Source organism: Nostoc sp., from assembly GCF_036917575.1.
In the GTDB taxonomy this organism is placed as follows: Bacteria; Cyanobacteriota; Cyanobacteriia; order Cyanobacteriales; family Nostocaceae; genus Nostoc.
This window is the reverse complement of sequence record NZ_JBALDC010000045.1, coordinates 207,642-233,432: the sequence shown is the minus strand read 5'-3', so window position 1 is coordinate 233,432 and position 25,791 is coordinate 207,642. Positions and strand designations below refer to the sequence as shown.

Genomic DNA, 25,791 nt, shown 5'->3' with positions numbered 1-25,791 from the left:
TATATTTACATCCTTTTTATATAAAAGCGTAGGTAAAGCCAGCCGTAAATATCGCATCAAATAAAAAAGCTAGTGCTAAAGAGAATCAGTGGTACAAGACCAAAGACGAAATGTCTTTACCATAAGGGTTCTCTAAATTTGTAATTTTATAATACCAAGTTACAGTTTTTAGCCAGCTAAAACAAACAACAAAAAGTGATACTTTAATGAACCCTTTTCAACTCAACAAATATAGCGAACAAGAACCAAATGAGAAACAACAAAAAAGATTTCCAGGATGGTTTGCTTTAGATTTTGGTACGTCAAATTCGACAGTGACACTTTTTGATCCAATTGAAATACCAATCGCCGAAATTTTACCAAAAGAACAAGAAATACGGTTGCGCGATCGCTTATCACAATGGTTAAGTTCTCCCGCCTCAGTCGCTTTACCAGATGTCAGCGCTGATGATTGGGAAAAGTTCATTGTAGAAATTAGCAAAAACCTGGAGATAGAACCCAGCCAATTGAGTGAAGTATTTGAAAGTGATAATAAAGAGCGATTTTTAGAAGCAATTCGCCAAATTGAACTTTCTTTAGGAAACAGCGAGAGATTCCGCCGGGCTGTCAGCAAAAAACTTTACCAAATTTATCATGAGGTGTTCCGCGTCCCTACCCTAGAGTCGCAAAATCTGATCCCAGTTGTGCTGGATATCGATCGCCGCGATACGGAAATTCCCAGCGAGTCGGAAATTTCGCACTTAGAGGATTTAAAACTGCGGATGGGAAGGGAAGCTAGAGATAACCGAAAAAAAGCGATTGCTCAAGGTACAAGCGGTTCTTTAAAGGAAATTATCAGCAGATTTCACCATTCACCCAAACGCTATTTTGGTCAAGAGCGATCGTTTTCAGTTGTTTTAGATGGTGAAGAAGAAACAATCACCGCTAACCAACTAATCCAATCTGCTTGGGCGCATTTAATCGAGTTAACTGAAGACTACCGCCAACACGCACGACGCAGATTTTCTGAAGGAGATTTTTTAACAGCAGTTGTCACTTACCCAACAGTCGCCCCACCAGTTGTTCGCAAAGAAGTTAAGGAATTAGTTGAGCAGTTGGGGATCGATGATGTACAAACTGCTTATGATGAAGCCGTTTCTGTAGCAATATTCTTTTTATGGCGAGAATTTGGCGGTAATCTCAACATTGGGATTGAGTCATTCAAAACCCGTTGTCGCCAAGTAGGAAACAAATGGTCACAAAATGTCCTCGTCTTGGATATTGGCGGCGGAACTACAGATTTAGCTTTAATTGAACTAACTTTGGAAGATAAAACCCCAGCTTTTGCCGATTATGAAGACAGAGGTTTAGGAGGACGTTATTATAAACTCACTCCCAAACTATTAGGTTCATCTGGTCATTTACAATTAGGTGGTGAGTTAATTACACTGCGAATCTTTAGATTATTAAAAGTTGCGATCGCAGACTTTTTGTTGACAGCAGTAACAATCGGTGATTTAGAAAGCGAAAAGCTAGAAGATTTAATTAACTCTGAATTAAATGAGCGTTTCTTAGAACAAGGTAAATTCAAAACTGGCAGTCTTTTAAAATGTCTGGATAGAGAGAATCCAGAAGGCGATATTGCTTACAAAGATGCTCTTGACACAGCTGAAAAAATATTGCCTAGTCGTTGGCAACAATCACCTCAACGTCTGCAATCTTTTTATATTCTCTGGGATTATGCAGAAGCCGCTAAACTGAAACTTGGGCAACCAACAGCCGACAATTCTTTATTAATCTTCACACTTTCTGAGCAGCAAATTTCTGAATTGCTCACCCAAAGTGCCGTTAAATTGCAAGTTAAAGATCCAAATAATATCTGCGTCACCTTAGATAACCAGCAATTTGAACGAGCCGCCGCTTCGGGAATTAAAGAAGCGATCGGGATTGCCAAAGGATTAATGGAAAGTCGTTTGCGTCGTGATGATCTCACCAAAGATTGTTGGAATTCCCAAAAAGTTGATTGGTTAATTTTGTCTGGTAAAACTTGTAATTTGGACATAGTACAGCGCCAAATTTATCAAGAATTTAGTAAATCTCCATATTTTGTCTGGAATCCAGAACGAATTACCTTTGTGTTGGAATTTACCAAGCTAGCAACCTCTGCTGGTGCTTGCTATGCCGAAAAGTTACGAAGATTGAGATTCGATCCAGAAGAGTCTAAAAGCTTGCTGCGTAAGGGAGCCAATCAGCTAGAAATTGATGTCAAAAACCTGTTTTATTATTTGCCCTGCAATTTCAAACGCAAAACCCAAAGTAACGATTTACTAACTATATTCAAAGCTGGACAAGAACTCTATCAACTTGCACCTTGGGAAACTGTTGCAAAAGTTCGTACTCATTGGCAAGGCATACAATTAACTAATATTATCTACCGTCAGGATTACGAAGAAGGAGATTTACGACTTTGGGGAAGCTTTGACGGTAAAAATCTGATGAATCAACTGGAAATACCAGAAGTAGAATTTCTGAAGAAAATCAAAATTCAGTTTGAGATTGACCAAACCCTCGAATTTAACGTATTGCTTTGTCAAGGAAATCCCCATTATTTAATTGACATTTCTGGCATTGATTTAGAATCGGTAGTTTCAGAAACTTCTGCGCTATTTGCTGATGGAAAATTAAACTGGAATATTGCTGTAGAACGCTTCAATAAAGACTTAAATGATGGTGATATTGCCGTCAATGTGATTGAGTCAGCAACTGTCGATCAACCAGATGCTTATCATCTTGTATTTGAAGTCGGAAATGATGGTAGTAAAACGTTTCATAAATTTCACTATTTGCGCGATGGGGTGACGCAACCAGGAATTGGATTAATTAGTAATCCTTTACCTCCATTTCCCCAAACTGGACAGCACACTTTCTATGTTTATCAAACAGATGCTGAAACAAACAGCAAAAAATGGATCAGAATTGGCGCACTCAGCAAACCAGATGTAACTACAGATTACCCTTGCCAATATCGTGTAACTCTCGACGATCAAGGTATTTTAAGGATGCACGCTGGCGAAGTGCCTTACTGGACATCACAAAATCAAGAATCCTTAAAAGAGGAAGGATGCGTTTATCGTGCTGAATTAGAGTTACAACCTAATGAAGTTGATAAAGAACGCGATCCCTTTTGCGGCATACATTAAACCTTTGCCTTCCTCTGCGTTGAAAAAATTAATATTTTTAAACAAAAAGGGGCGCAGAGGTTTGCCAAGCTTAATTTGCTACGAATCACATACAGGTAATATTTGGAGGTGATATTTATGCAGTACTTGCGTCAATTATTAGAGATAGAAAACTCAGAGTTAGCCCAATTACTGCGGTTTAGTTTGTATGGACTAGAGGCTACATTGAATCAGGCTCACACAGAATTACCACTAGATCCAGGATCTAAAATATGTGATGAGGTGCTGCAAGAACTTCATAGCCTGTTGCAACCTGCACTGCTACAGCAAAATACTGATTGGGAAGATGCGCCAGATGAGTTAAAACTAAGTCACCTCCGAGAAGCTTTTGATTCTGACACAGAACTCAGTTATTATTTGGGTAATTCCCAACTGCAAAGCCAAACAGATTCAGATTTATGGAATGAAATTCAACGTAAACTGCTACGAGTCCCAGAAGATTTAGCTGCAACTTGGCGACAGCGCACCTTAGATTTAGCTCAAGAAGTTGGTGCGATCGCAGATAATTCTAACCTTTATCAACTTCCCTTTATCCGCGACGAAATTATTTACCCTGGTCTTAGTGGTACTGTTCAAACTCAGGGATTAAGTTTGTATCAACAACCACTTTCAAATCCTTTAGTTACTCAAGGTAATATATCTGATTTACCAGCGGCATTCCTATTTTTATATATGAATTTTATCGAAATAGACCCAGATTTACATCATGCTTTAAAGAGCGTTTTTAGCTTCGATGTTATTTCCTTGCACTCCAAACCAGAACAGCGCGATCAATATATTAATGCTTTAAGCGATCGCTTCCAACGTACCCAAAAAGCTGAGAAAAATACCGATCCCCTATCAATTCTCCGTGTCTGGATTGATATAGACGAAGCAATACATTCCCTAGTATTCGTACCACCAGCTGAACGATATTCTTGGTGGGGAAAGCTACAACATGAATCACGGCGCATTTTAAAGAAAGTTGCTGATGAAGCAATTAATGCAGGTAATGAAGTGCGAATTCGGCAATTATCGGGACTTTATGCAGATATCTGTGCTGTATCTAAGGATGATTTACAACTAGACTGTGGTGGTATTCCTGGCGAAGTCTTAACTTGTCTTCGAGTATATGCGCGAATTAATCAAGAAGAATCTCCAGGTCGTGTAATATTTCGTTCATCAAGGTAGTTGCTGGCAAGTTTTTTAATTCTTGAGATTACAAAGCAAGGCAGACAATTTTACTAATCCCCGCCTTGCCTCATAATCTAACGAAGGTAAAAACGTTTAAATCTAAAGGATGCCCCAAAAGTGTAAAATTCCTTGACCAGAAAACACTTCAAGTAGAACAGCAGATAAAAAACCAATCATTGCAAAACGACCGTTCCAGTTTTCGCTCTGAGGAGTGAAGCCCCAGCGCAAAGCATTAGGATCTTCTGAAACCGAAGGTGTAGTCTTCTTAACGTTTGCCATAAATAACACTCCGAGCTTTTATGTTGTAACAGTTATCACTGCCTGTAAAGTAATGTAACAGACTTTTACAAAAATGCAACATAAACTCTAGATAAAATTCAGCAAGAGATATTACGGGCACATAATATCATCTTGGACGGTTTGCGATCGCTAGCTAAAGAGTTCAAGCTTCATACCCTGGATGATATTAATTTGGCACAGCGATAAATAAAAAGTAACTGTACAATATTTGAATAATTAAATATATTTTAAGCCATAAAAATTACTTTTATGCTCAAAAGTCCTCTCCGATATCCTGGTGGTAAGTCGAAAGCAATAAATCAAATAGTTGAATATTTACCAGAGAGCTTTTCGGAATTTCGAGAACCTTTTGTGGGTGGTGGTTCTGTATTCATTTATTTAAGACAAAAGTTTCCCGCTCTCAAAATTTGGATTAACGATTTAAACCGCGAACTCTTCTTATTTTGGAAATTTGCCCAATCTGATATAGCTCAGTTAGTTAAAGAAATTCACCATATTAAAGTAAAGTATACAGATGGCAAATTATTGTTTTTAGAATTGACCAGTGTAAATGTCAATAAATTATCTGATTTAGAAAGAGCCGTTCGTTTTTTCGTCCTTAATAGAATTACTTTTAGTGGAACTGTAGAATCAGGTGGTTTTTCCCAAGAAGCTTTCCATAAAAGATTTACTGATTCTTCAATAGAAAGATTAAAAAAATTAGAATATATTTTGGATAGAAATGTGCAAATTACTAATTTGGATTACAGCCACCTATTAAAAATAGAAGGAGAAGATGTATTTTTATTTTTAGATCCGCCATATTATAGTGCTACTAAATCAAAGCTATACGGTAAAGATGGTGACTTGCACACTTGTTTTCAACATCAGAGATTTGCTGAACTTTTGCAACAATGCCACTATCGCTGGCTAATTACCTACGATGACTCACCGCAAATTAGAGAAAATTTTCAATGGGCTAATATCTCAGCATGGGAATTGCAGTATGGCATGAATAACTATAAGCAGAGTGGTGCGGCTAAAGGAAAAGAGTTATTCATTACTAATTAGGAAGTTCAACTTTATTTGAAGAAACAAGTTCAAAATCAAAACCTTTTTAATCCAGCTTTGCAGTTAAGCCTTGATCTTTTAAGCTAACTTTGATAACTACCAATTTTCCGGTAGGATAGCTCCCATGCTTTTCAACGTAGCTACACCCTACAACACCACAAATCTTAGCTATGACAACTTCCCCAATCCCTGCTCAAGAATCCTCTGTTAGCTGGTATATTCTGTTGCAACAATTAATAGATGGCCAATCTTTATCCCGTACTCAAGCTGCTGAATTGATGCAAGGTTGGCTCAGTGAAGCGGTTCCCCCAGAATTATCAGGGGCTATATTAACAGCGCTGAACTTTAGAGGCATTTCTGCCGACGAGTTGACCGGCATGGCTGAAGTATTACAATCTCAATCAAAACTGGGGACTGGGGACTTGGGACTGGGGACTGGGCAAGAATCTACCCAATCCCCAATCCCTAATCCCCAATCCCCAATCCCCTTAATTGATACCTGCGGCACTGGTGGAGATGGGTCATCAACCTTTAATATTTCTACAGCAGTTGCATTTGTTGCTGCTGCATCTGGCGTACCCGTCGCTAAACATGGCAATCGTTCCGCATCAAGTCTTACGGGAAGTGCAGATGTATTGGAAGCCTTGGGTGTAAACTTAAGTGCTTCTAGTGAAAAGGTGCAAGCTGCACTACAAGAAGTCGGGATCACTTTCTTGTTTGCCCCTGGCTGGCATCCAGCACTCAAGGCGGTTGCGTCATTACGGCGGACTTTGAAAGTGCGAACAATTTTTAATTTGCTCGGGCCGTTAGTAAATCCCTTGCGTCCAACTGGGCAGGTAGTGGGCTTATTTACTCCTAAGCTTTTGGCAACTGTTGCCGAAGCTTTACAGAATTTGGGTAAGGAAAAGGCAATCGTGCTGCACGGGCGAGAAAAACTTGATGAGGCGGGGTTGGGAGATGAAACTGACTTAGCCGTGTTATCAGATGGAGAAGTGCAGTTAACTACCATTAATCCCCTACATTTGGATTTAACGCCTGCTCCCATAGGTATGCTTCGGGGTGGAGATGTCCAAGAGAATGCGGTGATTCTCAAGGCTGTACTCCAAGGTAAGGGAACTCAGGCACAACAGGACGCCGTAGCTTTAAATGCGTCGTTGGCACTGCAAGTAGCGGGTACGATCGCCTTCCTCGATCACGCCGAAGGTATTAAAATCGCTAAGGATATCCTACAAAGCGGGGCAGCTTGGACGAAGTTGGAGCAGTTAGTTGAGTTTCTGGGGAATTAATTTGCGATCGCAATTGCGGGCGAAACTCTACCACATTACGTTTGATAGTGACATCGTAGTTACCAAAAAAGTCATGTCCTAAAAGTCCAGTTTCTAGTTCCGCACCTGCGATCGCTACTGGTATTTTTTTCACTATTACCCCACCAACTGCCATCGAATTAACATAGCCCACAGGAAATTCTACAGCTCTGGAACTTGCGGTGTTTGCCTTAGCTTTTCCTATTGTGACGATTCCCAAAGCATCGGCCATCTCTTGGGTGATCACAGTACCACTCGCTCCCGTATCGACAATCATCTCAAATTGCTGCTGGCCATTGAAGGTGACTTCCACAATCGGCGTACCGCCAATTCGCCTTTTTATTGGGGCTGTAAATACTGCTTCATCGGGAATTACCACTGCTGATGACGGCAAACCTGGCTCTGGTGATAACGGTTTTGTTTCTCGTGGAGGTAAGGTAAACTTTGGTATAGTTTCTCTGTGGGGAACAACAACTACTACTTTATGAGGTGCTTTAACTGCAACAGGGCGAGGATTAGCTTGCTGTTGGGCATATTTAACTTGGCGGCGATATTCCGTGATTTTGGTTTGAGCGATCGCAAATTCTGGGCTTTGTCGCCGTACTTTTTGCATCAGCGCGATCGCTTCCTGGTACTGACTCGCTACCAAATTCCAATCATCTGGAGATTGAGCCGATTGGCTGATACTCCAAGCGCCAACAGCTTTGTCTCGTCCCATCTCAAAAAGACTTGGTTCACTTTCAAATGGATCTACTAGCGGCTGTGCTTCTGGGGTAGCTGCTGGTCTTACAGGTTCAACACTAGGCTTGACTGGTGCTAGATCCCCAATTGGCGTAGGTTGCTCATCACCATTAGTAGCGGTGTTTAGTTTGTTTTCACCACAGGCAACGCACAAAACCGCTAGAGTTGTTGATACAAAAATTAGGTTTGCACGGGATAAAAAAGACTGAAGCATAATTAATTTTAACTGCCCAAGCTTTGCCAAATCCACTCCCGCTACTTTAATCTCTTTTAATTTTAATTAACTATCTTTAAAACTCCCAATTGCTCAACTTATGAGATAATTAACAATCGCAGTATTGGGTAATAAGGAATGGGGAATAAGAAAGAGTATGCCCAATGCCTAATGCCCACTGCCCACTGCCCACTGCCCAATCTACTATGCCCCTGACTGACTCAATACCAGCTTTACTTGTCCTAGCAGATGGAACCACTTATCGCGGTTGGTCTTTCGGTGCGACGGGAACCGCGATCGGAGAAGTGGTGTTCAACACTGGCATGACAGGCTATCAAGAAGTCTTGACTGACCCTAGTTACCGCGGTCAGATAGTGATCTTTACTTATCCTGAATTAGGGAATACTGGCGTCAATCTGGAAGATGAAGAATCAGATGGGCCCCAAGTGCGGGGTGCGATCGCCCGGAATATTTGTCACCGTCCAAGTAACTGGCGATCGACACAATCTTTACCTGACTACCTCAAACAAAACCAGATACCAGGAATTTACGGTATTGATACCCGCGCCCTCACCCGCAAAATTCGGATGTTCGGAGCGATGAACGGTGGCATTTCTACAACTATTCTTGATGAAGCGGAATTGTTAGAACAGGTACAGGCAGCCCCCAACATGGCAGGATTGAATCTGGTTCGTGAAGTCACCACCTCAACGGCTTATGAATGGTCTGATCCCACAATTCCAGCTTGGGAATTCAACTCTGAAACTGCGGAAAATCTTGGGACAGTCTTTACCGTTGTTGCCCTTGACTTTGGTGTAAAACGTAATATCTTACGTCGCTTAGTAAGTCATGGTTGCCGGGTAATTGTTGTACCCGCTGATACACCACCAGAGGAAATTCTCAAATACAATCCAGATGGTGTGTTTCTTTCTAATGGGCCTGGCGACCCTGCTGCTGTCACTGAAGGGATTGCAACTGCCAAAGCACTCCTGTTAAGTGAAAAACCCATCTTTGGTATTTGTATGGGACACCAAATTTTAGGTCATGCATTAGGGGCAGAAACTTATAAACTCAAATTTGGTCATCGTGGTTTGAATCAGCCTGCGGGTTTACAACAACGGGTAGAAATTACCAGCCAAAACCATAGTTTTGCTATCGATCCAGATTCTTTACCTACGGCAGTAGTGGAAATCAGCCACCTAAACTTAAATGATCGCACCGTTGCCGGGGTACGTCACAAATCTCTACCTGTGTTCTCCGTACAGTATCACCCAGAAGCCAGTCCTGGTCCCCACGATGCTGATTACTTGTTTGAACAGTTTGTTCAAGCCATGCGAACAGCACGTCTAACCTCTTTAGGGAATTCAAAATTAAAAATAAAAAATTCAAAATGAAAAATTTCTTTTTGAACTATGCATTTTTAATTTGGAATCGGAGCAAAAAGCAAGAGTCAAGTTGTCGCATCTGAGATTAAATAAAAATAGCAAAATGCAAATGGGGGATCAAAGACTAAGGACTGGGGGAAAGTTTTCCAATACCCAATACTCAATCCCCTATCCCAACAGATTGTAGACAATTTGCTCAAAAACCATCTATACTTGAGCGTTCACTTAAACTCATGAGGAGGGAATTATTGCTGAGCCACTGAATCTAACCGTTAGCCTGAGAGGCACTCGTGAAGTCCGGGATAACTGTCAGCTATTCCGCCTCACAGGTTTGTTAGATGCTTTTTCTGAGCCGACATTTCGCAAGACACTTGGCAGCAAGATAGACGAGGGTCCTAAGCACATTATTTTGGATCTCTCACAAATTGATTTTGTTGATAGCTCTGGCTTGGGTGCTCTGGTGCAGCTAGCCAAGCAGGCTCAAACTGCCGAAGGCACTTTGCAAATTGTTACTAATGCCCGCGTAACTCAAACGGTCAAGCTTGTTCGCCTAGAGAAGTTTCTCTCCCTGCAAAAATCAGTTGAAGACGCTCTAGAAAACGTCAAGTAGTCTTGATTGCTCGATTTGAGAGACAAATTTAGCTATCTAGATTCAATATCGGATAGCTTAATTTTTAAAACTTCTGGCAGAAAACCTCTCTCCTTGTGGGAGAGGCATAAAGCCAGTTAAGCTATTATGTTTAAAATTGAGTAATAACTAAAGATATAGACACCCAATTTTTGGGTATGTAATCCTTGGCTAGAATATTGGATAAATAATCAAGTCTAAGATATTTGTCAGAAATAGAAAGCCAGCAGATTTGTTTATAGATATATTTGACTTGATGCTGTATAGTGAAAAGTTGTCGTTTGCTCAGTAAGTATGGCAATGCTACTAAGTAAAAGGGTGAATTTAATGCTAAAATTTTACCCAATCTTAGGCACAGAACACAAGAAGTAGGCAAAATTTGATTTATAGATGTTGACATCAGGGTAATTTAAAATGCCAACTCTCAATCAAAAAGATGAAATTAGGAAGTAATTTTGATAGTATTGATTATGCTAGGTATACTAACATGGCATACTTCAAAAAAATCAGTCTTTGCGAAGAATGCTTGCCAAATGTAGCCCGTCAAGGAATGATTTATTTGTGAAGTCACAGGAGGAAGAGCTATTAGATGGACAAGATGAAACTCCCAAACAGAGTTTGTCTTGGACTCAAGCACTCTTGGCAACCACAGATCCATTCCAACAGATTTCCCTTTCACAAGTGCAACAAATTTCTCCTAGTGCTTTAGCATATTTGGGGGATGCAATTTATGAGTTGTATGTTAGAATGTTATATCTGCTGCCATTACAGCGGTCAGGAATTTACCATCGTCTGGTAGTGGAGCAGGTAAGAGCAGAAACACAAGCGCTACATTTGCGATCGCTAATTCCTCATCTCAGGGATACCGAATTAGAAATTGTCCGACGGGGTAGAAACGCCGCAACAGGACGCCCTAAGCGACTTAATCCCGAAATTTATCAACAGGCAACTAGTCTAGAAACTTTAATAGGCTACTTATATATCACCGATTACCAACGTCTAACCGAACTGTTGCAAATACTTTATCAAGAAAAAGAGTGAAAACTCAATTTCGCAGTAACCACAACACTAGATTAAATTCCAAAAATTGAGGTAATCGCAACGATCAACTATACGCTATATCCATAACTAAAATGCAGGATAAACCCAGAAAAGTCAAGACTTCTAGCGAACCGAATCGGGGACAACCCGTAAAAATTAAAGGTAAGCGTGTTGTTAGTGATCCAACTCGTAAACCGAGAAAAATAGATAGCAACCCCGTCTCTATTGCTAATCCAACTCGTAAACCGAGAAAAATAGATAGCAACCCCATCTCTGTTACTAATCCGACTCGCAATCCCAGAAAAGTAGATGGCAACAATATATCTGTTATTAATCCGAATCGCAATCCCAGGAAAATAGATAGTAACCCCATTTATGGGAATTCCCGACAACGAAATAGCAACTTCTCTGAGGCATCTGTATCTACACAAGCGATAGAAGAAGATAGCGATCTCATCTACGGTCGTCATCCAGTATTGAGTGCATTGAAAAATCAGCGCAATCTCAATCGTCTCTGGATTACTACCCGTCTACGGTACGATCCTAGTTTTCACCATTTTCTCTTGCAAGCAAAGGAAAATGGCACAGTTATTGATGAGGTTGAACCCAAGCGTTTAGACTATCTGACCAATGGGGCTAATCACCAAGGTGTGGCAGCACAAGTTGCTCCCTACGCTTACATCGAATTGCCCGATCTAATTGAGCAATGCAAATCTGTAACCGATGCTGTAATTGTTGTGGCTGACGGAATTACCGATCCCCACAACTTGGGAGCAATTATCCGCACTGCCGAAGCAATAGGCGCTCAAGGATTGGTAATTCCTCAAAGAAGGGCATCTGGAATCACTTCTACTGTTATAAAAGTGGCAGCAGGGGCTTTAGAAAATTTTGCTGTAGCGAGAGTTGTCAACCTCAGCCGTTCCTTAGAAGAATTAAAGGAAGCTGGCTTTTGGATTTACGGTACTGCTGCAAGTGGCAGCGAACCTTTGCATACAGTCAATTTTACCGGACCAATCGTTTTGGTAATCGGCTCAGAAGGTGAAGGTCTGAGTATGTTAACTCAACGCTCCTGTGATTTTTTAGTATCGATTCCTCTACAAGGTAAGACTCCCAGCTTGAATGCTTCTGTAGCTGCGGGTATGGCGCTTTATGAAATTTATCGCCAGCGATCGCTAAATACGCTGCACTTAGATAAATTACAAAAAACCTCTTTGAAAAAATATCAGTAAGAGAGTATAAAGTAATGTAACAGATAATCAAGCAGCATCTCGTTTAACACCCTGTAGACGTTTATAAATTAGCGAAAATCATGAAAACCATTTGGCATCACCTCAAGGAAGTGTTAATTAACACATTCGACTATATCGGCTTGGCTTGGTGGGTAGAGATTGTGACGCAGAATCCTCGTTGCACGTATTATTTCGGGCCATTTCTAAATTCTTCTGATGCAACATCAGCAAGCAAAGGATACATAGAAGATTTAGAACTCGAAGGAGCGCAGGGAATTATTATGAATGTCAAGCGCTGCAAACCTAATACCTTAACAATTGCTGACGACTTGGGGGAAAAATTTGACCGCAAAGTAAAGCCTGCCTTTGGCGGTCAAATTTAAGTTAGGCTAGAGAATGAAAAAGATACTCTGACGCGGGAATGTAAAGATACGGAGACACAAAAAATTCTTTTACCGGGTTACTGAGTCTTTTTCACTGCTCGCGTCACACATCTTCTATTTCCATTTCTTCGTCAATAGTCCAAATATTTCAAAAATTTTGACTATTGACTACCAATTACCTGCGGATGAACTTCTAGCCAATGGTCAATATCATTTAGCACCTGCTGGGGAACTTCCCACGGAAAAAGATGGGCAGTGTTGGGATAGCACTGCCACTGAGAATTTGGAAGATGTCGAGCAGTTTCTAAGCTGGAATCAGATGTAATGTGGCGGTCTTGTTCGCCAGCAAGTACTAAACTAGGACATTGTATTTGTTGTAAATCTAGAAGCCGATTGTATCCTGATTGAATTGCACCATAAAGGGCGCGAGTAGCAGCAGGAGAGGTTTGCAAATAAGCTGGTACTGCTTCCTTGGCGATGTAGTTGTAAGTAGTAGATGTATGTTGTTGAATTAAATAGCGGAAAAGCGATCGCTTACCAAAAGTTTCAATATTCCATTGCCAACTCGGTTTTATATAGTTCAATAGGCCAGCAACGCCAGTATATAAATTATCTTGCCAAGTGATAGGAGGATGACTGCCACGGGGTTTTGCGGCTGTCGCCACTAAAATCAGTCCAGTAATCCGCTCTGGCAAACGTAATGCCATCTCCATTGCGAGAATACCTCCAAGTGACCAGCCCAATATTAGGCACTTTTCAATCTGCAAACGGTCTAGCAGCGCTTCTAAATCAATCAAATGGTCATTCATCTCAAAATTGCCGTTGTAACGACTTTTGCCGTATCCGCGTAAATCGGGGGCAAAAGTTTGGTAGCGTTTTGATAAATGATTCGTAAAGACAGAAAGACTACGACCAGTACCAGGATGACCATGTAAACCCAAAATTGGAAATCCTTGACCTTGGATGTAAACATTGAGACGTGCAGCAGTTGTGGTATGGCGATCGCTCATTATTCGTCGTTCTCCTGTCTGTCGATACTGCCAACTGCATTAATTGCAGCCTCGAGTGCGATCGCCACATGAGTCCAATGAGTCCCCCCCTGGCAATAAACGACATACGGCTCACGCATTGGTCCATCTGCTGATAATTCCAAAGTACTCCCTTCAATAAATGTCCCCCCAGCCATCACCACCTGGCTCTCATACCCCGGCATATCATCTGGAACAGGATCTAAATAGGAACCGATCGGAGAATGCTGTTGTATGGCTTTACAGAAAGCAATTAGCTTTTCGGCTGAACCGAGTTTAATTGCTTGAATTACATCTCCACGGGGAGCCAAAGGAGCAGGATTTACTGGATAACCGAGTTTATCAAATACATAACCAGTAAGATAAGTTCCTTTGATCGCCTCTCCTACCATTTGCGGAGCCAGAAATAGTCCTTGAAACAGCAGGCGATTTTGGTCAAAAGTCGCACCACCATAACTACCGATACCGGGAGCAGTGAGCCGACAGGCGGCTGCTTCTACTAAGTCGGCGCGACCGGCGACATAACCGCCAGCGCTGACAATGGTGCCACCAGGATTTTTAATCAATGACCCTGCGATTAAATCAGCACCTACAGATGTAGGTTCCCTGGTTTCAATAAATTCGCCGTAGCAGTTATCTACAAAGCAAACAGTGTTTGGGTTTTGTTGTTTGACTAAGTGGACGATTTTTTCAATATCAGTAATTGACAAACTAGGACGCCAAGAATAGCCACAAGAACGCTGAATTAAGACTAAACGAGTGTTTTGGGCCACACTAGTAGTTAAAGCTTGCCAATCTATAGTTCCTTGGGAGGTTAGCTCTAATTGACGGTAATTTATGCCAAACTCGATCAAGGAACCTTGACCTTGACCCCGTAAACCAATGACTTCTTCAAGCGTATCGTAGGGAGAACCGACCACTGCTAACATTTCATCTCCTGGACGGAGAACACCAAACAAAGCACAAGCGATCGCATGAGTTCCCGAAACGAACTGCACTCGCACCGCCGCCGCTTCGGCACTCATAACTTCGGCGAAAACTTTATCTAAAGTTTCTCGTCCTAAATCATCATGACCATAACCACTTACACCAGCGAAGTGGTGTGCCCCAACACGGTAATTACGAAAAGCATCCAGTACTCGTTTTAGATTATGCTTGACCTGAGCGTCAATTCCAGAAAAAATTTCTAATAGTGCCTGTTCTGCTTGCCGCAGCTGTTCTAAGCTGTTCATCAGTTCCTCTTTCAAAAAAATTATAGATATGCGGATTTTAAGATCGCGCAGACTAGGCTGGAAAAATCAAATTCAGGTTACTGCATGACAATTGCTACCTCAACAAAACCTCAAATTAACTGGGTCAATACCCTTTTTTTCATTGGACTGCACATCGGCGCTTTATTTGCCTTTGTTCCTGGTAACTTTAGCTGGACGGCAGTTGGTGTAGGTTTCTTGCTGTACTGGGTGACTGGTGGTTTAGGCGTGACTCTAGGATTTCATCGCCTTGTCACCCACCGCAGTTTTCAAACTCCCAAGTGGCTAGAGTATCTACTGGTTTTCTTTGGGACGCTCTCATGTCAAGGAGGGCCAATTGAGTGGATCGGCACACATCGCATTCATCATTTAAACTCTGATACTGATGCCGACCCCCATGATTCTAATAAAGGCTTCTGGTGGAGCCACATGGATTGGCTGATTCACTACTGTCCGGCTCACGCTGATGTTCCTCGCTTCACCAAAGACATTGCCGAAGACCCAGTTTATCAGTTTTTAGAAAAATATTTCATTTTGATCCAGGTTGCTCTAGGTGTATTGCTTTTGCTTCTAGGTGGCTGGCCATTTGTTATTTGGGGAATTTTTGTTCGCATTGTCTGGGTTTACCACTGCACTTGGTTGGTGAACAGCGCTACTCACAAATTTGGCTATCAAAGCTATGATTCTGGCGATCAATCGACTAATTGCTGGTGGGTAGCCGTATTAGTTTTCGGTGAAGGCTGGCACAATAACCATCATGCTTTTCAATACTCAGCTCGTCACGGGCTGGAATGGTGGGAAATCGATTTAACCTGGATGACAGTTCAATTGCTGCAAGCAGTTGGTCTGGCAACTAATGTGAAGTTGCCCCAACAAAAGTTAGTTAAGAGTTAGAAGTATAGACGCGACCCCAGTTGCTATAACGGGGAGCCACTCTGTTGGGCGGGCAATGCCCGACTTGAAGGAAGTGGCGTGAACGAATCCCCGCAACGCACTAGCTGATTAATCGCATCTGTACAGGATTTAGGATGTGTAATATTTTTAACTTAGCACTTCTAACTCCTACTTTTCAAAAAGCTATTTACGGGTGCGCTTGTATCGGTTAGGTTGCTATAATCCGAAACGCTGATGTGAAGATTTTTTACAGCAAGTTACTTTTTGGTGACTTGGTGGAGGAGTTTGTTGTTATTCAGGTGTCCATGACTACATCAATAATTGACAGCCAGAAACTAAGCGACGAGCCTGGTAATTCCGACTTCCGGCTCAAAGATATTGTCAAAACCCTGCCACGGGAATGTTTTCAGCAGAACAGTCGCAAAGCTTGGACGCAAGTCCTGCTGAGTGTTTTGGCAGTCGCCTTGGGCTATTACAGCCTGATTATCACTCCTTGGTTTCTTTTGCCCCTAGCCTGGATTTTTACGGGCACTGCTTTAACAGGTTTTTTTGTAATAGGTCATGATTGTGGTCACAGGTCTTTTGCCAAACGTCGTTGGGTAAATGATTTAGTGGGGCATTTTTTCATGATGCCGTTAATTTATCCTTTTCACAGTTGGCGCATTAAGCATAATTATCACCATACTCATACCAACAAGCTGGATGAGGACAATGCTTGGCATCCAATCAGACCGGAAGTGTTTGAAAGCTGGGATAAAACCCGACAATCTGCTTTTAAACTGTTTATGCGTAAACGTTTCTGGTGGGTAGGTTCCATTGGACATTGGGCTGTAGTGCATTTTGATTGGCGGAACTTCAAAACGAAAGACCAATCCAGTATCAAGCTGTCTGTGGCAGTAGTAGTTGTGTTTGCAGCGATCGCTTTCCCGACTCTCATTGCCACAACTGGTATCTGGGGATTTGTCAAGTTTTGGCTAGTGCCCTGGATGATTTATCATTTCTGGATGAGTACTTTTACTATTGTTCACCATACTGCCGCAGATGTTCCTTTTGCGACAGCGAATAAGTGGAACGAAGCTTTAGCACAGCTATCTGGAACTATTCATTGCGATTATCCGCGTTGGGTAGAAATCTTGTGCCACGATATCAATGTTCATGTCCCTCATCATATTTCCACTGCGATTCCTTCTTATAATTTGCGGCTAGCTTACAGCAGCATCAAAGAAAATTGGGAGCCTTATCTGCATGATGAGTGTCAGTTTTCTTGGCCTTTAATGAAGCAGATTACAGACCAATGTCAATTGTTTACAACTGATGTTGGTTATAAGACTTTCAACGAACATTATACAGAGCAATAAATAGCGCTGTGACTACACTCACGCTCTTGAACCAACGAGAGCGTTTATCATGCTGTGTTTAAATAGAATCTGGCAATTTTTTCATGACTAAAATTGTTAGGTAAATTGCCAGAAATTCTCTTCTTTGGTGTTAGCGATCGCTAGTTTCGTGGGCATCTTAGAGGTGAGATGATTTTGTCTCAAATAAAGTTCCGATTTATATCCAAAAAAGAATCCAGTGCCATCAAATATCATCAGTTTCAACAATTCTCTTAGTAGTGAAACGTCTGAGGATACGACCAAATTACCTTTCACTCTTCAAGATTTAAAAGCTGCAATTCCTGCTGAATGCTTTCAGCCCAATGTAACAAAATCGCTTTTTTACTTTTTTCGTGACATCCTGATTATTGGTCTGCTTTATGCAGTTGCTTCTTACCTGGATTCTTGGCTTTTCTTCCCAATTTTCTGGTTAATGCAAGGAACAATGTTTTGGGCTTTGTTTGTAGTCGGACATGACTGTGGACACCAATCCTTTTCTAAGCAAAAATGGCTGAATGATTTGATTGGACATCTTTCGCATACACCAATACTTGTTCCTTATCATGGTTGGCGGATCAGTCACAGAACTCATCACAAAAACACTGGCAATATCGATAACGATGAAAGCTGGTATCCTGTGACAGAATCACAATATAAGGAGATGCCTCTAGCCCAAAAGATAGGCAGATATTATGTTTTTCTCTTGGCTTATCCTGTGTATCTGTTTAAGCGTTCTCCTAATAAAGAAGGCTCCCACTTTTCGCCCAGCAGTCCGCTTTTCAAACCATCGGAAAAATGGGATGTCATCACTAGTACTGTATTATTGATTGGCATGGTAGGTTTGCTGGGTTTCCTCACCTATCAATGGGGTTGGATGTGGTTGCTGAAATATTATGCTGTGCCCTACCTTGTATTCATAATTTGGCTAGATTTGGTGACATTCTTGCACCACACTGAGGCAGAGCTTCCCTGGTATCGTGGAGAAGATTGGACTTTCCTCAAAGGTGCAATTTCTAGTATTGACCGTGATTATGGTTTGGTTAATCATATCCATCACGATATCGGTACTCATGTTGCTCACCATATATTCCTTAACATCCCTCACTACAATTTGCTAAAGGCAACTGAGGCAATAAAGCCAGTCATGGGTGAGTATTTCCACAAATCGGAAGAACCTATTTGGAAGTCATTATGGCATTCATGTGTCAACTGCCATTTTGTACCTGATACTGGTAGTAAGGTTTACTACACATCCAACACCAAATTAGCTAAAGACTAGAGCCAATTTCAAAGTCCCTCTCCCAAGCTTGGGAGAGGGACTTAGGGTGAAAGCTCATTGATTCATGCAAGAAGTCTAATAACTGTAAGCCACCTTGCTTTTGATGTTGTTCACCATGATGGTTACAACCACCCTAATGGTCTGCCAACCCAAAAATGCTATGTAAGGTCTGGGGAAAGGGGAAAGGGGAAAGGGGAAAGGGTAAGGGATTTAAAACCTTTCCCCCTGCCCCTTATCCCCAAAGGGGGCCCCACCTTCCCCCTTACCCTTTACCCCGCCAAGTCACGAAAGCGAACTACTAATGATTATGGTGATGATGACCATGACCGTGGGAGCAGTTTTGCAAATCTTGCTTCATAAGCTTGTCGCTGATTTCTTGCAAGGATTCATCCACAGCTTGTAAGCCAATCCAAGTATCAATCTTTTGTACATCAAATCCTACCTCACGGCGATCGCCTATTTCTAACAAAGGACGGCGAATTAACAGTGGCTCTTTCAGCATTAATGTCAAGGCGGTTTCTGCATCAGTTTTTTCAGGAACCACCTCACCAGATTTTACCTTGGGGGCGGAAAGATTAAACCATTCGGCAACGGGGCGATCGCCAAAAAAAGAACGCAACCGCTCAACTGTCCAAGGTTCTGTTAGCATGTTGTATGGTATCACTTCATGACCAGCAGCTGTTAGCAAAACTTTTTGCTTAGTACCACCTTTACAGCCTGGTTTGCTATAGAAAATAACTCTTGCCATTTAACTACCTCCTAATTACTCAATTATTTGTAGTTCGCGCTTTGAATGCTAAAGCTTCAACTACGAACCGATGAAATTAATCCTGACGATTCCTAATTAAAAATTCCTAGACTGATGAGTAACTGAGTCAAACTCAAATCTCTCATTTGGATCGGTTTCGCCGTAAACATTAAAAGTCACAGTTGGTTCATCACCCACTGCTTCTACACAGTGAATTGCATCGGGAGTAAAGCTAATAATATCTCCTGGTAATAGAGTTAGCTCTCCCGTCGATTCAATTTTGTCCTGAAATTCTGGGCTATCAGTGCGTTGCCAAAAAGTATTTTTTTCCTGACCTTTTAACACCGCCACTATTCCCCATGTCCCATGATTATGAATGTTTGATCGGGTTCCCGGCGCAAATGTTACTGTTTGCACTGTCAACGGAAAACCCAATTCATCATATAGGAGTGAAACAGAGGTTCCCGTTTTAGACGAAGGCTCTAAATACTGACTTTGTACCCAGTAAGAATTTACTATTAAGCGCCTTACGAGCATCTGAAGTTCTGGTAAACGACTGGCTTCATCGTCAGCGCTATTGAGAACATCTTCTACCTCAGTTAAAAACCGATAAAGGCGGTAGTTTTCTCTCAATAAATCCCATGCTCTTACAGATTTACAAGCTTGATGCTGACCATCCCCCGTTAGCAGCCAATCCTTACCTTTCATAACTTTTAAATTGATAATCGATAAGATTGGAGGACAATGATTGGAGAGACATTAGGAAAACTACCTACGTCAAGTTTAGTAGGTACGTTAATAGGAGGAAGGATAGAGTTGCTATTAGTACCTGCTCCCAAAAGGGAGTAAGAGGAATACGATGTAGTAGATAACCAATTGTTCATGATTGTTCACCTTGATTCTTGACTAATTAATCATCTTCTTCTACTGGACGTGTCAAAATATCTAGGAGAATTCTGGCTCCGAAATCATTTTTTTCGTCTATTTCTTTGACTTTGGTACTGATTTCTTTTGCTTGCTCAATTTCTCCTAAATTTGCTAGTACTAAACCAGAAGCAGCATAAGCATTTAAGTACAATCGAATTTGTGGGTCTTCTTTGCGATTGACTAATATAGGCTTAAGTTGCTCCCAGTCATCAGGAAATTTCTCTCGTTCTTTAATTTTATCTAATAATTTGATAGTTGTTTGTAGTGCAAGAGAATAATTATTTTTATAATAGAAATATCTATATGCTGCTACCAATACATCTGTATTGTCACCAGTTTGAGCTAAAGCTTGTTGAATATATTTTTCTGATTCTGATGTATTCTCCCAGTTTTGTGCAGCTAAAAATAATAGATTTTTGATGTCCTCTGGAACCTGGAACCATGAGAATTTATCTGTATTAGCTTGCATATTGGTAACTGGGTAATTGGAGACTAGGGACTGGGGACTATGAGGGAGTGAGGCAGAATAATTAATACCCAATGCCCCCTACCCCATGCCCAATTTAAAACAAAGTAAGAATGTACACTAAGGTGAATAAAACAATCCAAATAATGTCTACGAAGTGCCAGTAAATTTCTGTCATTTCGATGAAAGTATGATTGGTTGCAGAATATTCACCAGAAAGACGCGATCGCCACAATGCACGTAATATCAATAACAGTCCCACAAAAACGTGCAAACCGTGGAACCCGGTCATGATATAAAAGCAGTTGGCGAAGACGTTAGTAGTCAATCCGTATCCTAAAGTTGAATACTCATAAACTTGACCACCTAAGAAAATTGCCCCCATGATTGCGGTAATTGCGTACCACAGTTGCATTGCCTTGACGTTATTCTTTTTAATCGCCGTATCACCGAAGTGAATCACGAAACTACTAGACACCAGAATAATCGTGTTAATCGTCGGTACAAGTAGTTCTACTTCACTTCCTTCTGGAGGCCAAACTGCTGTACTGCTGCGAAAAAACAAATAAGTGGCAAAAAATCCCCCAAACATTAGGGATTCAGAAGCGAGGAACGTCAACAATCCCCAAACTCTTAAATCTGGATGTTCTTCGTGTCCTGCACTGTGATTTTCGCTTGTGTTTGTAGCTATAGTCATAGATTCTTTGACAATATTATCTGCTGCGTCTGTTGTGGAAGCTTGAATGAAAAATGAAGTCTGAAGCGGCAAAATTTTCATTCTTCATCCAAAATCCTTGTTAAAGGGATGTTTAATCTCTTTACCCTGTGTTCTCTGTGCCTCTGTGGTATAAAACTAATGAAAGTTAACCACAGAGGCGCTGAGAGCGCTGAGAGAAAAAAGAGATTTTACTAGTCACCTTGAAGGGCTACTCTACTAACTAAGCACTAGCCTCTGGCGTTGCAGATGGCTCTATTTCAAGCTTGTTATCATGACCGTAGTCATAAGGCCCATGAGTTACAACCGGCAACACTTCCCAGTTTTCAATTGCAGGTGGCGAGCTAGTTGTCCATTCTAAAGTCAAAGCTTGCCAAGGATTATCACCAGCCAAAGGCCCTTTCAGCCAACTGTAGATCATGTTGATGGTGAAAGGAATTACCGATATCGCCAAAACAAATGAACCAAAGGTACAAATTTGATTGAGGTCGATAAATTGGGGGTCATACATTGCCACTCGTCGCGGCATTCCTTTCAAACCCAACTCGTGCATCGGTAAAAAGGTGAGATTAGTACCGATGAAAGTCAGAGCAAAGTGAATGCGTGCCAAGCTTTCATTCAGCATTCGTCCAGTCATTTTGGGGAACCAGTGATAAATGCCGGCATATATGCCAAACACGGAACCGCCAAACAGAACGTAATGGAAATGTCCTACAACATAATATGTATCGTGGACGTGAACATCAAAGGGGGCTGTTCCCATCGTCACACCGCTTAAGCCGCCCATGACAAACATGGACAACAAGCCAATGGCGAAAAGCATTGCACCTGTGAAACGGATTTTACCACCCCAGAGGGTAGCAACCCAGGCAAAAATCTTCACGCCAGTAGGAACTGCAACTATAAGAGTGGAGATAGTGAAGAACATCCGCATCCAACCGGGTGTGCCACTGGTAAACATGTGGTGTACCCAGACGAACAAACCGACGACGCAGATGGCTACACTAGAGTAAGCGATCGCTTTATAACCAAAGATGGGCTTGCGGGAGTGAACTGGAATTACCTCGGACATGATGCCGAAGATGGGCAGAATCATTAAATATACTGCCGGGTGAGAATAAAACCAGAATAAGTGTTGATAAATTACAACGTTACCGCCTGCATCTGGTTTAAAGAAGGAAGTACCAAAGTTGAGGTCAAACAACAGCAGAACTAAACCGGCTGCTAATACAGGTGTGGAGAAAAGTGCCAGCAAGGAGGTTGCCAAGATTGCCCAGCAAAATAAAGGCACTTGATCCCATTTCATGCTAGGAACCTTCATCATCAAAATGGTGATCACAAAGTTCAGTGAACCCAAAATTGAAGAACTTCCCACTAAGACGATCGCAAGTATCCACATAGTTTGAGCGATTGGTGCTGTTACCAAGCTCAAAGGTGGGTAAGCTGTCCAACCAGACTGCGAACCGCCAAAAATGAAACTACCTAATATCAGCGCACCTGCTGGGGGATTTAACCAAAAGGCGATCGCGTTCAGCTTCGGGAAAGCCATATCCCTAGCACCGACCATCAACGGCACTAAATAGTTACCAAATCCCCCAATGGCGCTAGGGACAATCCACAGGAAGATCATGATCGTCCCGTGATTGGTCATGAAAGCGTTATACAGATTGGGGTCGAGTACGTCTGCATCTGGTGTTGCTAATTCGACACGGAGAGCAACAGCCATCAATCCGCCGATGAGATAGAACACAAACGCTGTCACTAGGTATTGGATACCAATAACCTTGTGGTCAACATTAAATGTAAAATAGTCCTGCCATTTCCACGCCTTCGGATGGGAGGTATGGCCAGCCACCATTTTCGGTTTATTTTCTTCTGGTGGAGTATTCCGGGGAAATTCTACCTGTGTCATATTTTTGTCCTTATGTCCTTTGTCCTTTGTCATTTGTCTTTTATCTTTTGTCATTTGTCAGTTACTAATGACTAATGACTAATGACCAATGACTAATGACCAATGACCAACGACTCTAGAGTTGCTGCATTAATTCCCATATCATGGGTGTGGGGTGCGAGAAACTCTGATGTTGATAAGTCGGCTGGATTACTTGCAACTACTTGATTTAAATTTTGCTGTTGAGCAATCTGGTTTTCTGTCCGCCAGGTTTTATATTCTTCTGGTGTGTGGACAATTACTTGTGTCCGCATTGAACCGTGATAACCACCGCACAACTCAGCACAAACTACAGGATATGTACCTGGTTTGGTGGCAACAAATCGTAGTTCAGTTGGAATACCAGGAAGCGCATCTTGTTTCAAGCGGAAGTTTGGCACCCAGAATGAGTGAATTACATCTTGTGCTGAAAGGTTGAGTTGCACATCAGCACCGACGGGTATGTGTAATTCTCCAGAGGTAATGCCACTATCAGGGTAATTAAATAACCAGGCGTACTGTATGCCTTTGACATCAACAACTAAGTCGGCTGGTTTGTTTAGCGTTTGAGGAGACGCGCCGATACCAATTGTTGGGGCTATTGCTGGGGCCGTTGTTGCTTGGGAAGTATCGCTTAATGTAGCTGCAAGAGCGCTTCCCGGCATCTGAGCAACATGAGCTGCTGAATGAGGATGACCCGCAGGCTCAAAGCCGCCCATTCGATTAAAAACATCTACACTGTAGATACCCAAGAGGAGGACAATCACTGTGGGAATTGCTGTCCAAAAGATTTCTAAAGGAACGTTGCCTTCCACCCACACGCCATCGCCATCGTCACCCCGACGGTGACGAAACTGAATCAAAAACAGCACAATTGTTCCTTCTACCACCAAGAAAAATGCGATCGCAATGGTAAACATGACGTTGAAAAAACCGTCTACCAAAGGCGCTTGTAACGATGCCTGTTCGGGCATGAGACCGTGGTTTTGACCAATCCAAATGCTGATTGCTGTAACTACTATCCCAGCAACCAGAGTCCATAGTGAAACAGGAACTTGTTGCATACATGCTACCTGCTTTGTAAACCGTCTTTTGAGGTGTTATTTTCTGGAAATTGGGCATTGGGTATTGTTATCTATTCTCCATTCCCTATTTCCCATTTCCTTTTCACTTATTAACTTTCTAACGTGCAGCCATCAAAAATGGGAGAAACTTCCAGATTTTTTCCATATCTTTCCCCCAAAAAATGACAATTTATATTTCAACTCATACCACAAAGTTAGCCCCCTGCTTCTATCAAAGCTAGTTGTTTTAAAAGGGCACTGTTAGACCTAATATTGATTAGGCTATATTAGCAGCAAGTTTAAATTTGTTAATAGCTGACATTTTGCAATTTCCAGATTTGTTTACTGCAAACTTTTTATTGGTTCCAGTAAATCTTTAGTATTCCCCTCTAGTTACCTTGCCTAGCGCATTTGCGCTTTATTCAAACAGTGCCTCCTGCAACGAGCAACAATTTTGAATAACTCCAAAAACCTTAATTATTTAATACAACGTGGGTGTAACATTTCTTCGGACAGATCCGCGAACAAGCTTCACAACCAATACAGTTTTCTGGAGAAGTAACTGCCATTACTTTCCGTTCAACTTCTTCATCATCTTCATCTTCTACAAATTCACCTTCTTCATTCAGTGCTTTCAAACCAAGCACATTGTACCCGCAGACTTTAACGCATCTGCCACAGCCGATACATTTTTCTTTGTCGATTTCTTGAGCGAATTTTGGTGTCCAATCTTTACCGCCAAATGTCAAACCTGTTAGTTGTGCCATGAGTAAAATCCTCGGCAATTTTGCCTATCATTTGTTTGTGCATTAACCATCATCTTATCCTAATCTTTTCTTGCTTTGTACTCAAAAATTACTTTTACAGTATCAATTTTCGATGATTTTGAACACAACAGTAAATTAGTTTTTCTTTCAATTTATAGATGATAATTATTGCAAATAATTCTTATGAATATTTAGTCTTCCTCGTTCCCCTGCTCTACATGGAAATGCATTCACCAAGTCTCTGACTCAATATCTGACTGGAGGCAGCAGCCCACAATCGGCCATTTCCATACAAAACATAAATAAAAACTTGAGGATTTAAAACCTATGCAGGTGAGTAAAGCTTCGCGTATCTGTGCTTTATAACTACCGATTTAACTATTATTTCTAGCAAATGCAACTATATCTATAAGAGTAATGATATTTTTTTTCAAATATTTTTCAGATTAAGCAAATAAATTTATATAAACAGTATAGCTGTATACTAAACTAAATGTTCATAATTTACATTCTGATATATGCAATATGTATTTTAGAAAGCAACAATTCTCAATGTAGTTTGATTTAAATATTGAGATAAATGGTGACAAAAGAGATATTTTTATTTCGTCAGAATCTAGAAAGTTAATTTATAAAGTAACTGTAAAGTTTATGGCAGAATATTCTTATGACTTAAATATT

At 41.4% G+C, this 25,791-nt stretch carries 23 protein-coding genes; 12 read left to right on the top strand and 11 right to left on the bottom strand.

Annotated features, from left to right (window positions below; genetic code table 11):
- Positions 1–206: 206 nt before the first annotated feature.
- Together V7K79_RS12690 and V7K79_RS12685 are read left to right on the top strand one after the other, a co-directional pair.
- Positions 207–3,179: a molecular chaperone gene (locus V7K79_RS12690; protein WP_335048088.1), complete on the top strand. Its 2,973-nt coding sequence runs from the start codon at positions 207–209 to the stop codon at positions 3,177–3,179.
- Between the two features lie 117 nt (positions 3,180–3,296).
- Positions 3,297–4,388: a hypothetical protein gene (locus V7K79_RS12685; protein ID WP_335048085.1), complete on the top strand. Its 1,092-nt coding sequence runs from the start codon at positions 3,297–3,299 to the stop codon at positions 4,386–4,388.
- A 102-nt stretch (positions 4,389–4,490) separates the two neighbouring features.
- Here V7K79_RS12685 and V7K79_RS12680 read toward each other — a convergent pair whose 3' ends face one another.
- Positions 4,491–4,670, bottom strand: coding sequence for a high light inducible protein (locus tag V7K79_RS12680; RefSeq protein WP_273763134.1), 180 nt, complete (start codon positions 4,668–4,670; stop codon positions 4,491–4,493).
- A gap of 270 nt (positions 4,671–4,940) precedes the next feature.
- On the opposite strand from V7K79_RS12680, the gene V7K79_RS12675 reads away from it, so the two are divergent.
- Positions 4,941–5,741, top strand: a complete 801-nt coding sequence (locus V7K79_RS12675; protein ID WP_442938918.1) for a DNA adenine methylase — start codon at positions 4,941–4,943, stop codon at positions 5,739–5,741.
- 170 nt (positions 5,742–5,911) lie between these two features.
- Positions 5,912–7,027 (top strand): anthranilate phosphoribosyltransferase, encoded by a 1,116-nt coding sequence (trpD, locus tag V7K79_RS12670; RefSeq protein WP_335048083.1) that lies wholly within the window; start codon positions 5,912–5,914, stop codon positions 7,025–7,027.
- Here trpD and V7K79_RS12665 read toward each other — a convergent pair.
- On the bottom strand, positions 6,957–8,000 hold the full coding sequence (locus V7K79_RS12665) for a retropepsin-like aspartic protease family protein (RefSeq protein WP_335048081.1): 1,044 nt from the start codon (positions 7,998–8,000) through the stop codon (positions 6,957–6,959). The two genes, trpD and V7K79_RS12665, sit on opposite strands and share 71 nt — an antisense overlap.
- Positions 8,001–8,206: 206 nt before the next feature.
- On the opposite strand from V7K79_RS12665, the gene carA reads away from it, so the two are divergent.
- The 5 genes from carA to V7K79_RS12640 all read left to right on the top strand — a co-directional run bounded on the left by carA (position 8,207) and on the right by V7K79_RS12640 (position 12,666).
- The gene (carA, locus tag V7K79_RS12660) at positions 8,207–9,394 is read left to right on the top strand and encodes a glutamine-hydrolyzing carbamoyl-phosphate synthase small subunit (RefSeq protein WP_335048130.1); all 1,188 of its coding nucleotides are present in this window, start codon (positions 8,207–8,209) and stop codon (positions 9,392–9,394) included.
- Positions 9,395–9,629: 235 nt separating this feature from the next.
- The gene (locus V7K79_RS12655) at positions 9,630–9,995 is read left to right on the top strand and encodes an STAS domain-containing protein (protein ID WP_179069247.1); all 366 of its coding nucleotides are present in this window, start codon (positions 9,630–9,632) and stop codon (positions 9,993–9,995) included.
- 579 nt (positions 9,996–10,574) lie between these two features.
- Positions 10,575–11,054, top strand: coding sequence for a Mini-ribonuclease 3 (locus V7K79_RS12650; protein WP_335048079.1), 480 nt, complete (start codon positions 10,575–10,577; stop codon positions 11,052–11,054).
- A gap of 92 nt (positions 11,055–11,146) precedes the next feature.
- The gene (rlmB, locus tag V7K79_RS12645; protein ID WP_335048077.1) at positions 11,147–12,283 is read left to right on the top strand and encodes a 23S rRNA (guanosine(2251)-2'-O)-methyltransferase RlmB; all 1,137 of its coding nucleotides are present in this window, start codon (positions 11,147–11,149) and stop codon (positions 12,281–12,283) included.
- Positions 12,284–12,363: 80 nt separating this feature from the next.
- On the top strand, positions 12,364–12,666 hold the full coding sequence (locus tag V7K79_RS12640) for a DUF1816 domain-containing protein (RefSeq protein ID WP_335048074.1): 303 nt from the start codon (positions 12,364–12,366) through the stop codon (positions 12,664–12,666).
- 161 nt (positions 12,667–12,827) lie between these two features.
- On the opposite strand, the gene V7K79_RS12635 is transcribed toward V7K79_RS12640, so the two are convergent.
- A complete protein-coding gene (locus V7K79_RS12635; protein WP_335048073.1) occupies positions 12,828–13,676 on the bottom strand; it encodes an alpha/beta fold hydrolase in 849 nt (282 codons plus the stop codon).
- Positions 13,676–14,926, bottom strand: a complete 1,251-nt coding sequence (locus tag V7K79_RS12630; RefSeq protein WP_335048071.1) for a methionine gamma-lyase family protein — start codon at positions 14,924–14,926, stop codon at positions 13,676–13,678. The genes V7K79_RS12635 and V7K79_RS12630 overlap by 1 nt, the downstream gene beginning before the upstream one ends.
- A gap of 84 nt (positions 14,927–15,010) precedes the next feature.
- On the opposite strand from V7K79_RS12630, the gene V7K79_RS12625 reads away from it, so the two are divergent.
- The 3 genes from V7K79_RS12625 (at position 15,011) to V7K79_RS12615 (ending at position 18,493) form a co-directional block, all read left to right on the top strand.
- Positions 15,011–15,838, top strand: coding sequence for an acyl-CoA desaturase (locus V7K79_RS12625; RefSeq protein WP_335048069.1), 828 nt, complete (start codon positions 15,011–15,013; stop codon positions 15,836–15,838).
- Between the two features lie 305 nt (positions 15,839–16,143).
- Positions 16,144–17,196, top strand: coding sequence for a fatty acid desaturase (locus tag V7K79_RS12620; RefSeq protein ID WP_335048067.1), 1,053 nt, complete (start codon positions 16,144–16,146; stop codon positions 17,194–17,196).
- A 217-nt stretch (positions 17,197–17,413) separates the two neighbouring features.
- Positions 17,414–18,493 carry a fatty acid desaturase gene (locus V7K79_RS12615; protein ID WP_335048066.1) on the top strand — a complete coding sequence of 360 codons (1,080 nt, stop codon included), beginning with the start codon at positions 17,414–17,416 and terminating at the stop codon, positions 18,491–18,493.
- A 298-nt stretch (positions 18,494–18,791) separates the two neighbouring features.
- Here the strand turns inward: V7K79_RS12615 and V7K79_RS12610 are convergent, their stop codons facing one another.
- The 7 genes from V7K79_RS12610 to fdxB form a co-directional block, all read right to left on the bottom strand.
- Positions 18,792–19,241, bottom strand: a complete 450-nt coding sequence (locus tag V7K79_RS12610) for an ArsC/Spx/MgsR family protein (protein WP_335048064.1) — start codon at positions 19,239–19,241, stop codon at positions 18,792–18,794.
- 96 nt (positions 19,242–19,337) lie between these two features.
- Positions 19,338–19,949, bottom strand: a complete 612-nt coding sequence (locus V7K79_RS12605) for a cupin (protein ID WP_335048062.1) — start codon at positions 19,947–19,949, stop codon at positions 19,338–19,340.
- 202 nt (positions 19,950–20,151) lie between these two features.
- Complete coding sequence (locus V7K79_RS12600; RefSeq protein ID WP_335048060.1) at positions 20,152–20,637, bottom strand: hypothetical protein; 486 nt, start codon at positions 20,635–20,637, stop codon at positions 20,152–20,154.
- A 94-nt stretch (positions 20,638–20,731) separates the two neighbouring features.
- Positions 20,732–21,331, bottom strand: a complete 600-nt coding sequence (locus V7K79_RS12595; protein WP_335048129.1) for a cytochrome c oxidase subunit 3 — start codon at positions 21,329–21,331, stop codon at positions 20,732–20,734.
- Between the two features lie 241 nt (positions 21,332–21,572).
- Complete coding sequence (gene ctaD / locus V7K79_RS12590) at positions 21,573–23,261, bottom strand: cytochrome c oxidase subunit I (RefSeq protein ID WP_335048128.1); 1,689 nt, start codon at positions 23,259–23,261, stop codon at positions 21,573–21,575.
- Between the two features lie 92 nt (positions 23,262–23,353).
- Positions 23,354–24,343, bottom strand: coding sequence for a cytochrome c oxidase subunit II (locus V7K79_RS12585; RefSeq protein ID WP_335048058.1), 990 nt, complete (start codon positions 24,341–24,343; stop codon positions 23,354–23,356).
- Positions 24,344–24,816: 473 nt separating this feature from the next.
- A complete protein-coding gene (gene fdxB / locus V7K79_RS12580) occupies positions 24,817–25,110 on the bottom strand; it encodes a ferredoxin III, nif-specific (RefSeq protein ID WP_335048056.1) in 294 nt (97 codons plus the stop codon).
- Positions 25,111–25,791 lie beyond the last annotated feature (681 nt).

Bases quoted from the DNA above. Each gene is read 5' to 3' on its own strand.
- V7K79_RS12600 (WP_335048060.1), bottom strand. From the start codon at position 20,637: ATGCAAGCTAATACAGATAAATTCTCATGGTTCCAGGTTCCAGAGGAC.
- fdxB (WP_335048056.1), bottom strand. From the start codon at position 25,110: ATGGCACAACTAACAGGTTTGACATTTGGCGGTAAAGATTGGACACCA.
- V7K79_RS12680 (WP_273763134.1), bottom strand. From the start codon at position 4,670: ATGGCAAACGTTAAGAAGACTACACCTTCGGTTTCAGAAGATCCTAAT.
- V7K79_RS12595 (WP_335048129.1), bottom strand. From the start codon at position 21,331: ATGACTATAGCTACAAACACAAGCGAAAATCACAGTGCAGGACACGAA.
- V7K79_RS12675 (WP_442938918.1), top strand. From the start codon at position 4,941: ATGCTCAAAAGTCCTCTCCGATATCCTGGTGGTAAGTCGAAAGCAATA.
- V7K79_RS12690 (WP_335048088.1), top strand. From the start codon at position 207: ATGAACCCTTTTCAACTCAACAAATATAGCGAACAAGAACCAAATGAG.
- ctaD (WP_335048128.1), bottom strand. From the start codon at position 23,261: ATGACACAGGTAGAATTTCCCCGGAATACTCCACCAGAAGAAAATAAA.
- V7K79_RS12640 (WP_335048074.1), top strand. From the start codon at position 12,364: ATGAAAACCATTTGGCATCACCTCAAGGAAGTGTTAATTAACACATTC.
- V7K79_RS12610 (WP_335048064.1), bottom strand. From the start codon at position 19,241: ATGGCAAGAGTTATTTTCTATAGCAAACCAGGCTGTAAAGGTGGTACT.
- V7K79_RS12635 (WP_335048073.1), bottom strand. From the start codon at position 13,676: ATGAGCGATCGCCATACCACAACTGCTGCACGTCTCAATGTTTACATC.
- V7K79_RS12625 (WP_335048069.1), top strand. From the start codon at position 15,011: ATGACAATTGCTACCTCAACAAAACCTCAAATTAACTGGGTCAATACC.
- trpD (WP_335048083.1), top strand. From the start codon at position 5,912: ATGACAACTTCCCCAATCCCTGCTCAAGAATCCTCTGTTAGCTGGTAT.
- V7K79_RS12630 (WP_335048071.1), bottom strand. From the start codon at position 14,926: ATGAACAGCTTAGAACAGCTGCGGCAAGCAGAACAGGCACTATTAGAA.
- V7K79_RS12605 (WP_335048062.1), bottom strand. From the start codon at position 19,949: ATGAAAGGTAAGGATTGGCTGCTAACGGGGGATGGTCAGCATCAAGCT.
- V7K79_RS12665 (WP_335048081.1), bottom strand. From the start codon at position 8,000: ATGCTTCAGTCTTTTTTATCCCGTGCAAACCTAATTTTTGTATCAACA.
- V7K79_RS12585 (WP_335048058.1), bottom strand. From the start codon at position 24,343: ATGCAACAAGTTCCTGTTTCACTATGGACTCTGGTTGCTGGGATAGTA.
- rlmB (WP_335048077.1), top strand. From the start codon at position 11,147: ATGCAGGATAAACCCAGAAAAGTCAAGACTTCTAGCGAACCGAATCGG.
- carA (WP_335048130.1), top strand. From the start codon at position 8,207: ATGCCCCTGACTGACTCAATACCAGCTTTACTTGTCCTAGCAGATGGA.
- V7K79_RS12685 (WP_335048085.1), top strand. From the start codon at position 3,297: ATGCAGTACTTGCGTCAATTATTAGAGATAGAAAACTCAGAGTTAGCC.
- V7K79_RS12620 (WP_335048067.1), top strand. From the start codon at position 16,144: ATGACTACATCAATAATTGACAGCCAGAAACTAAGCGACGAGCCTGGT.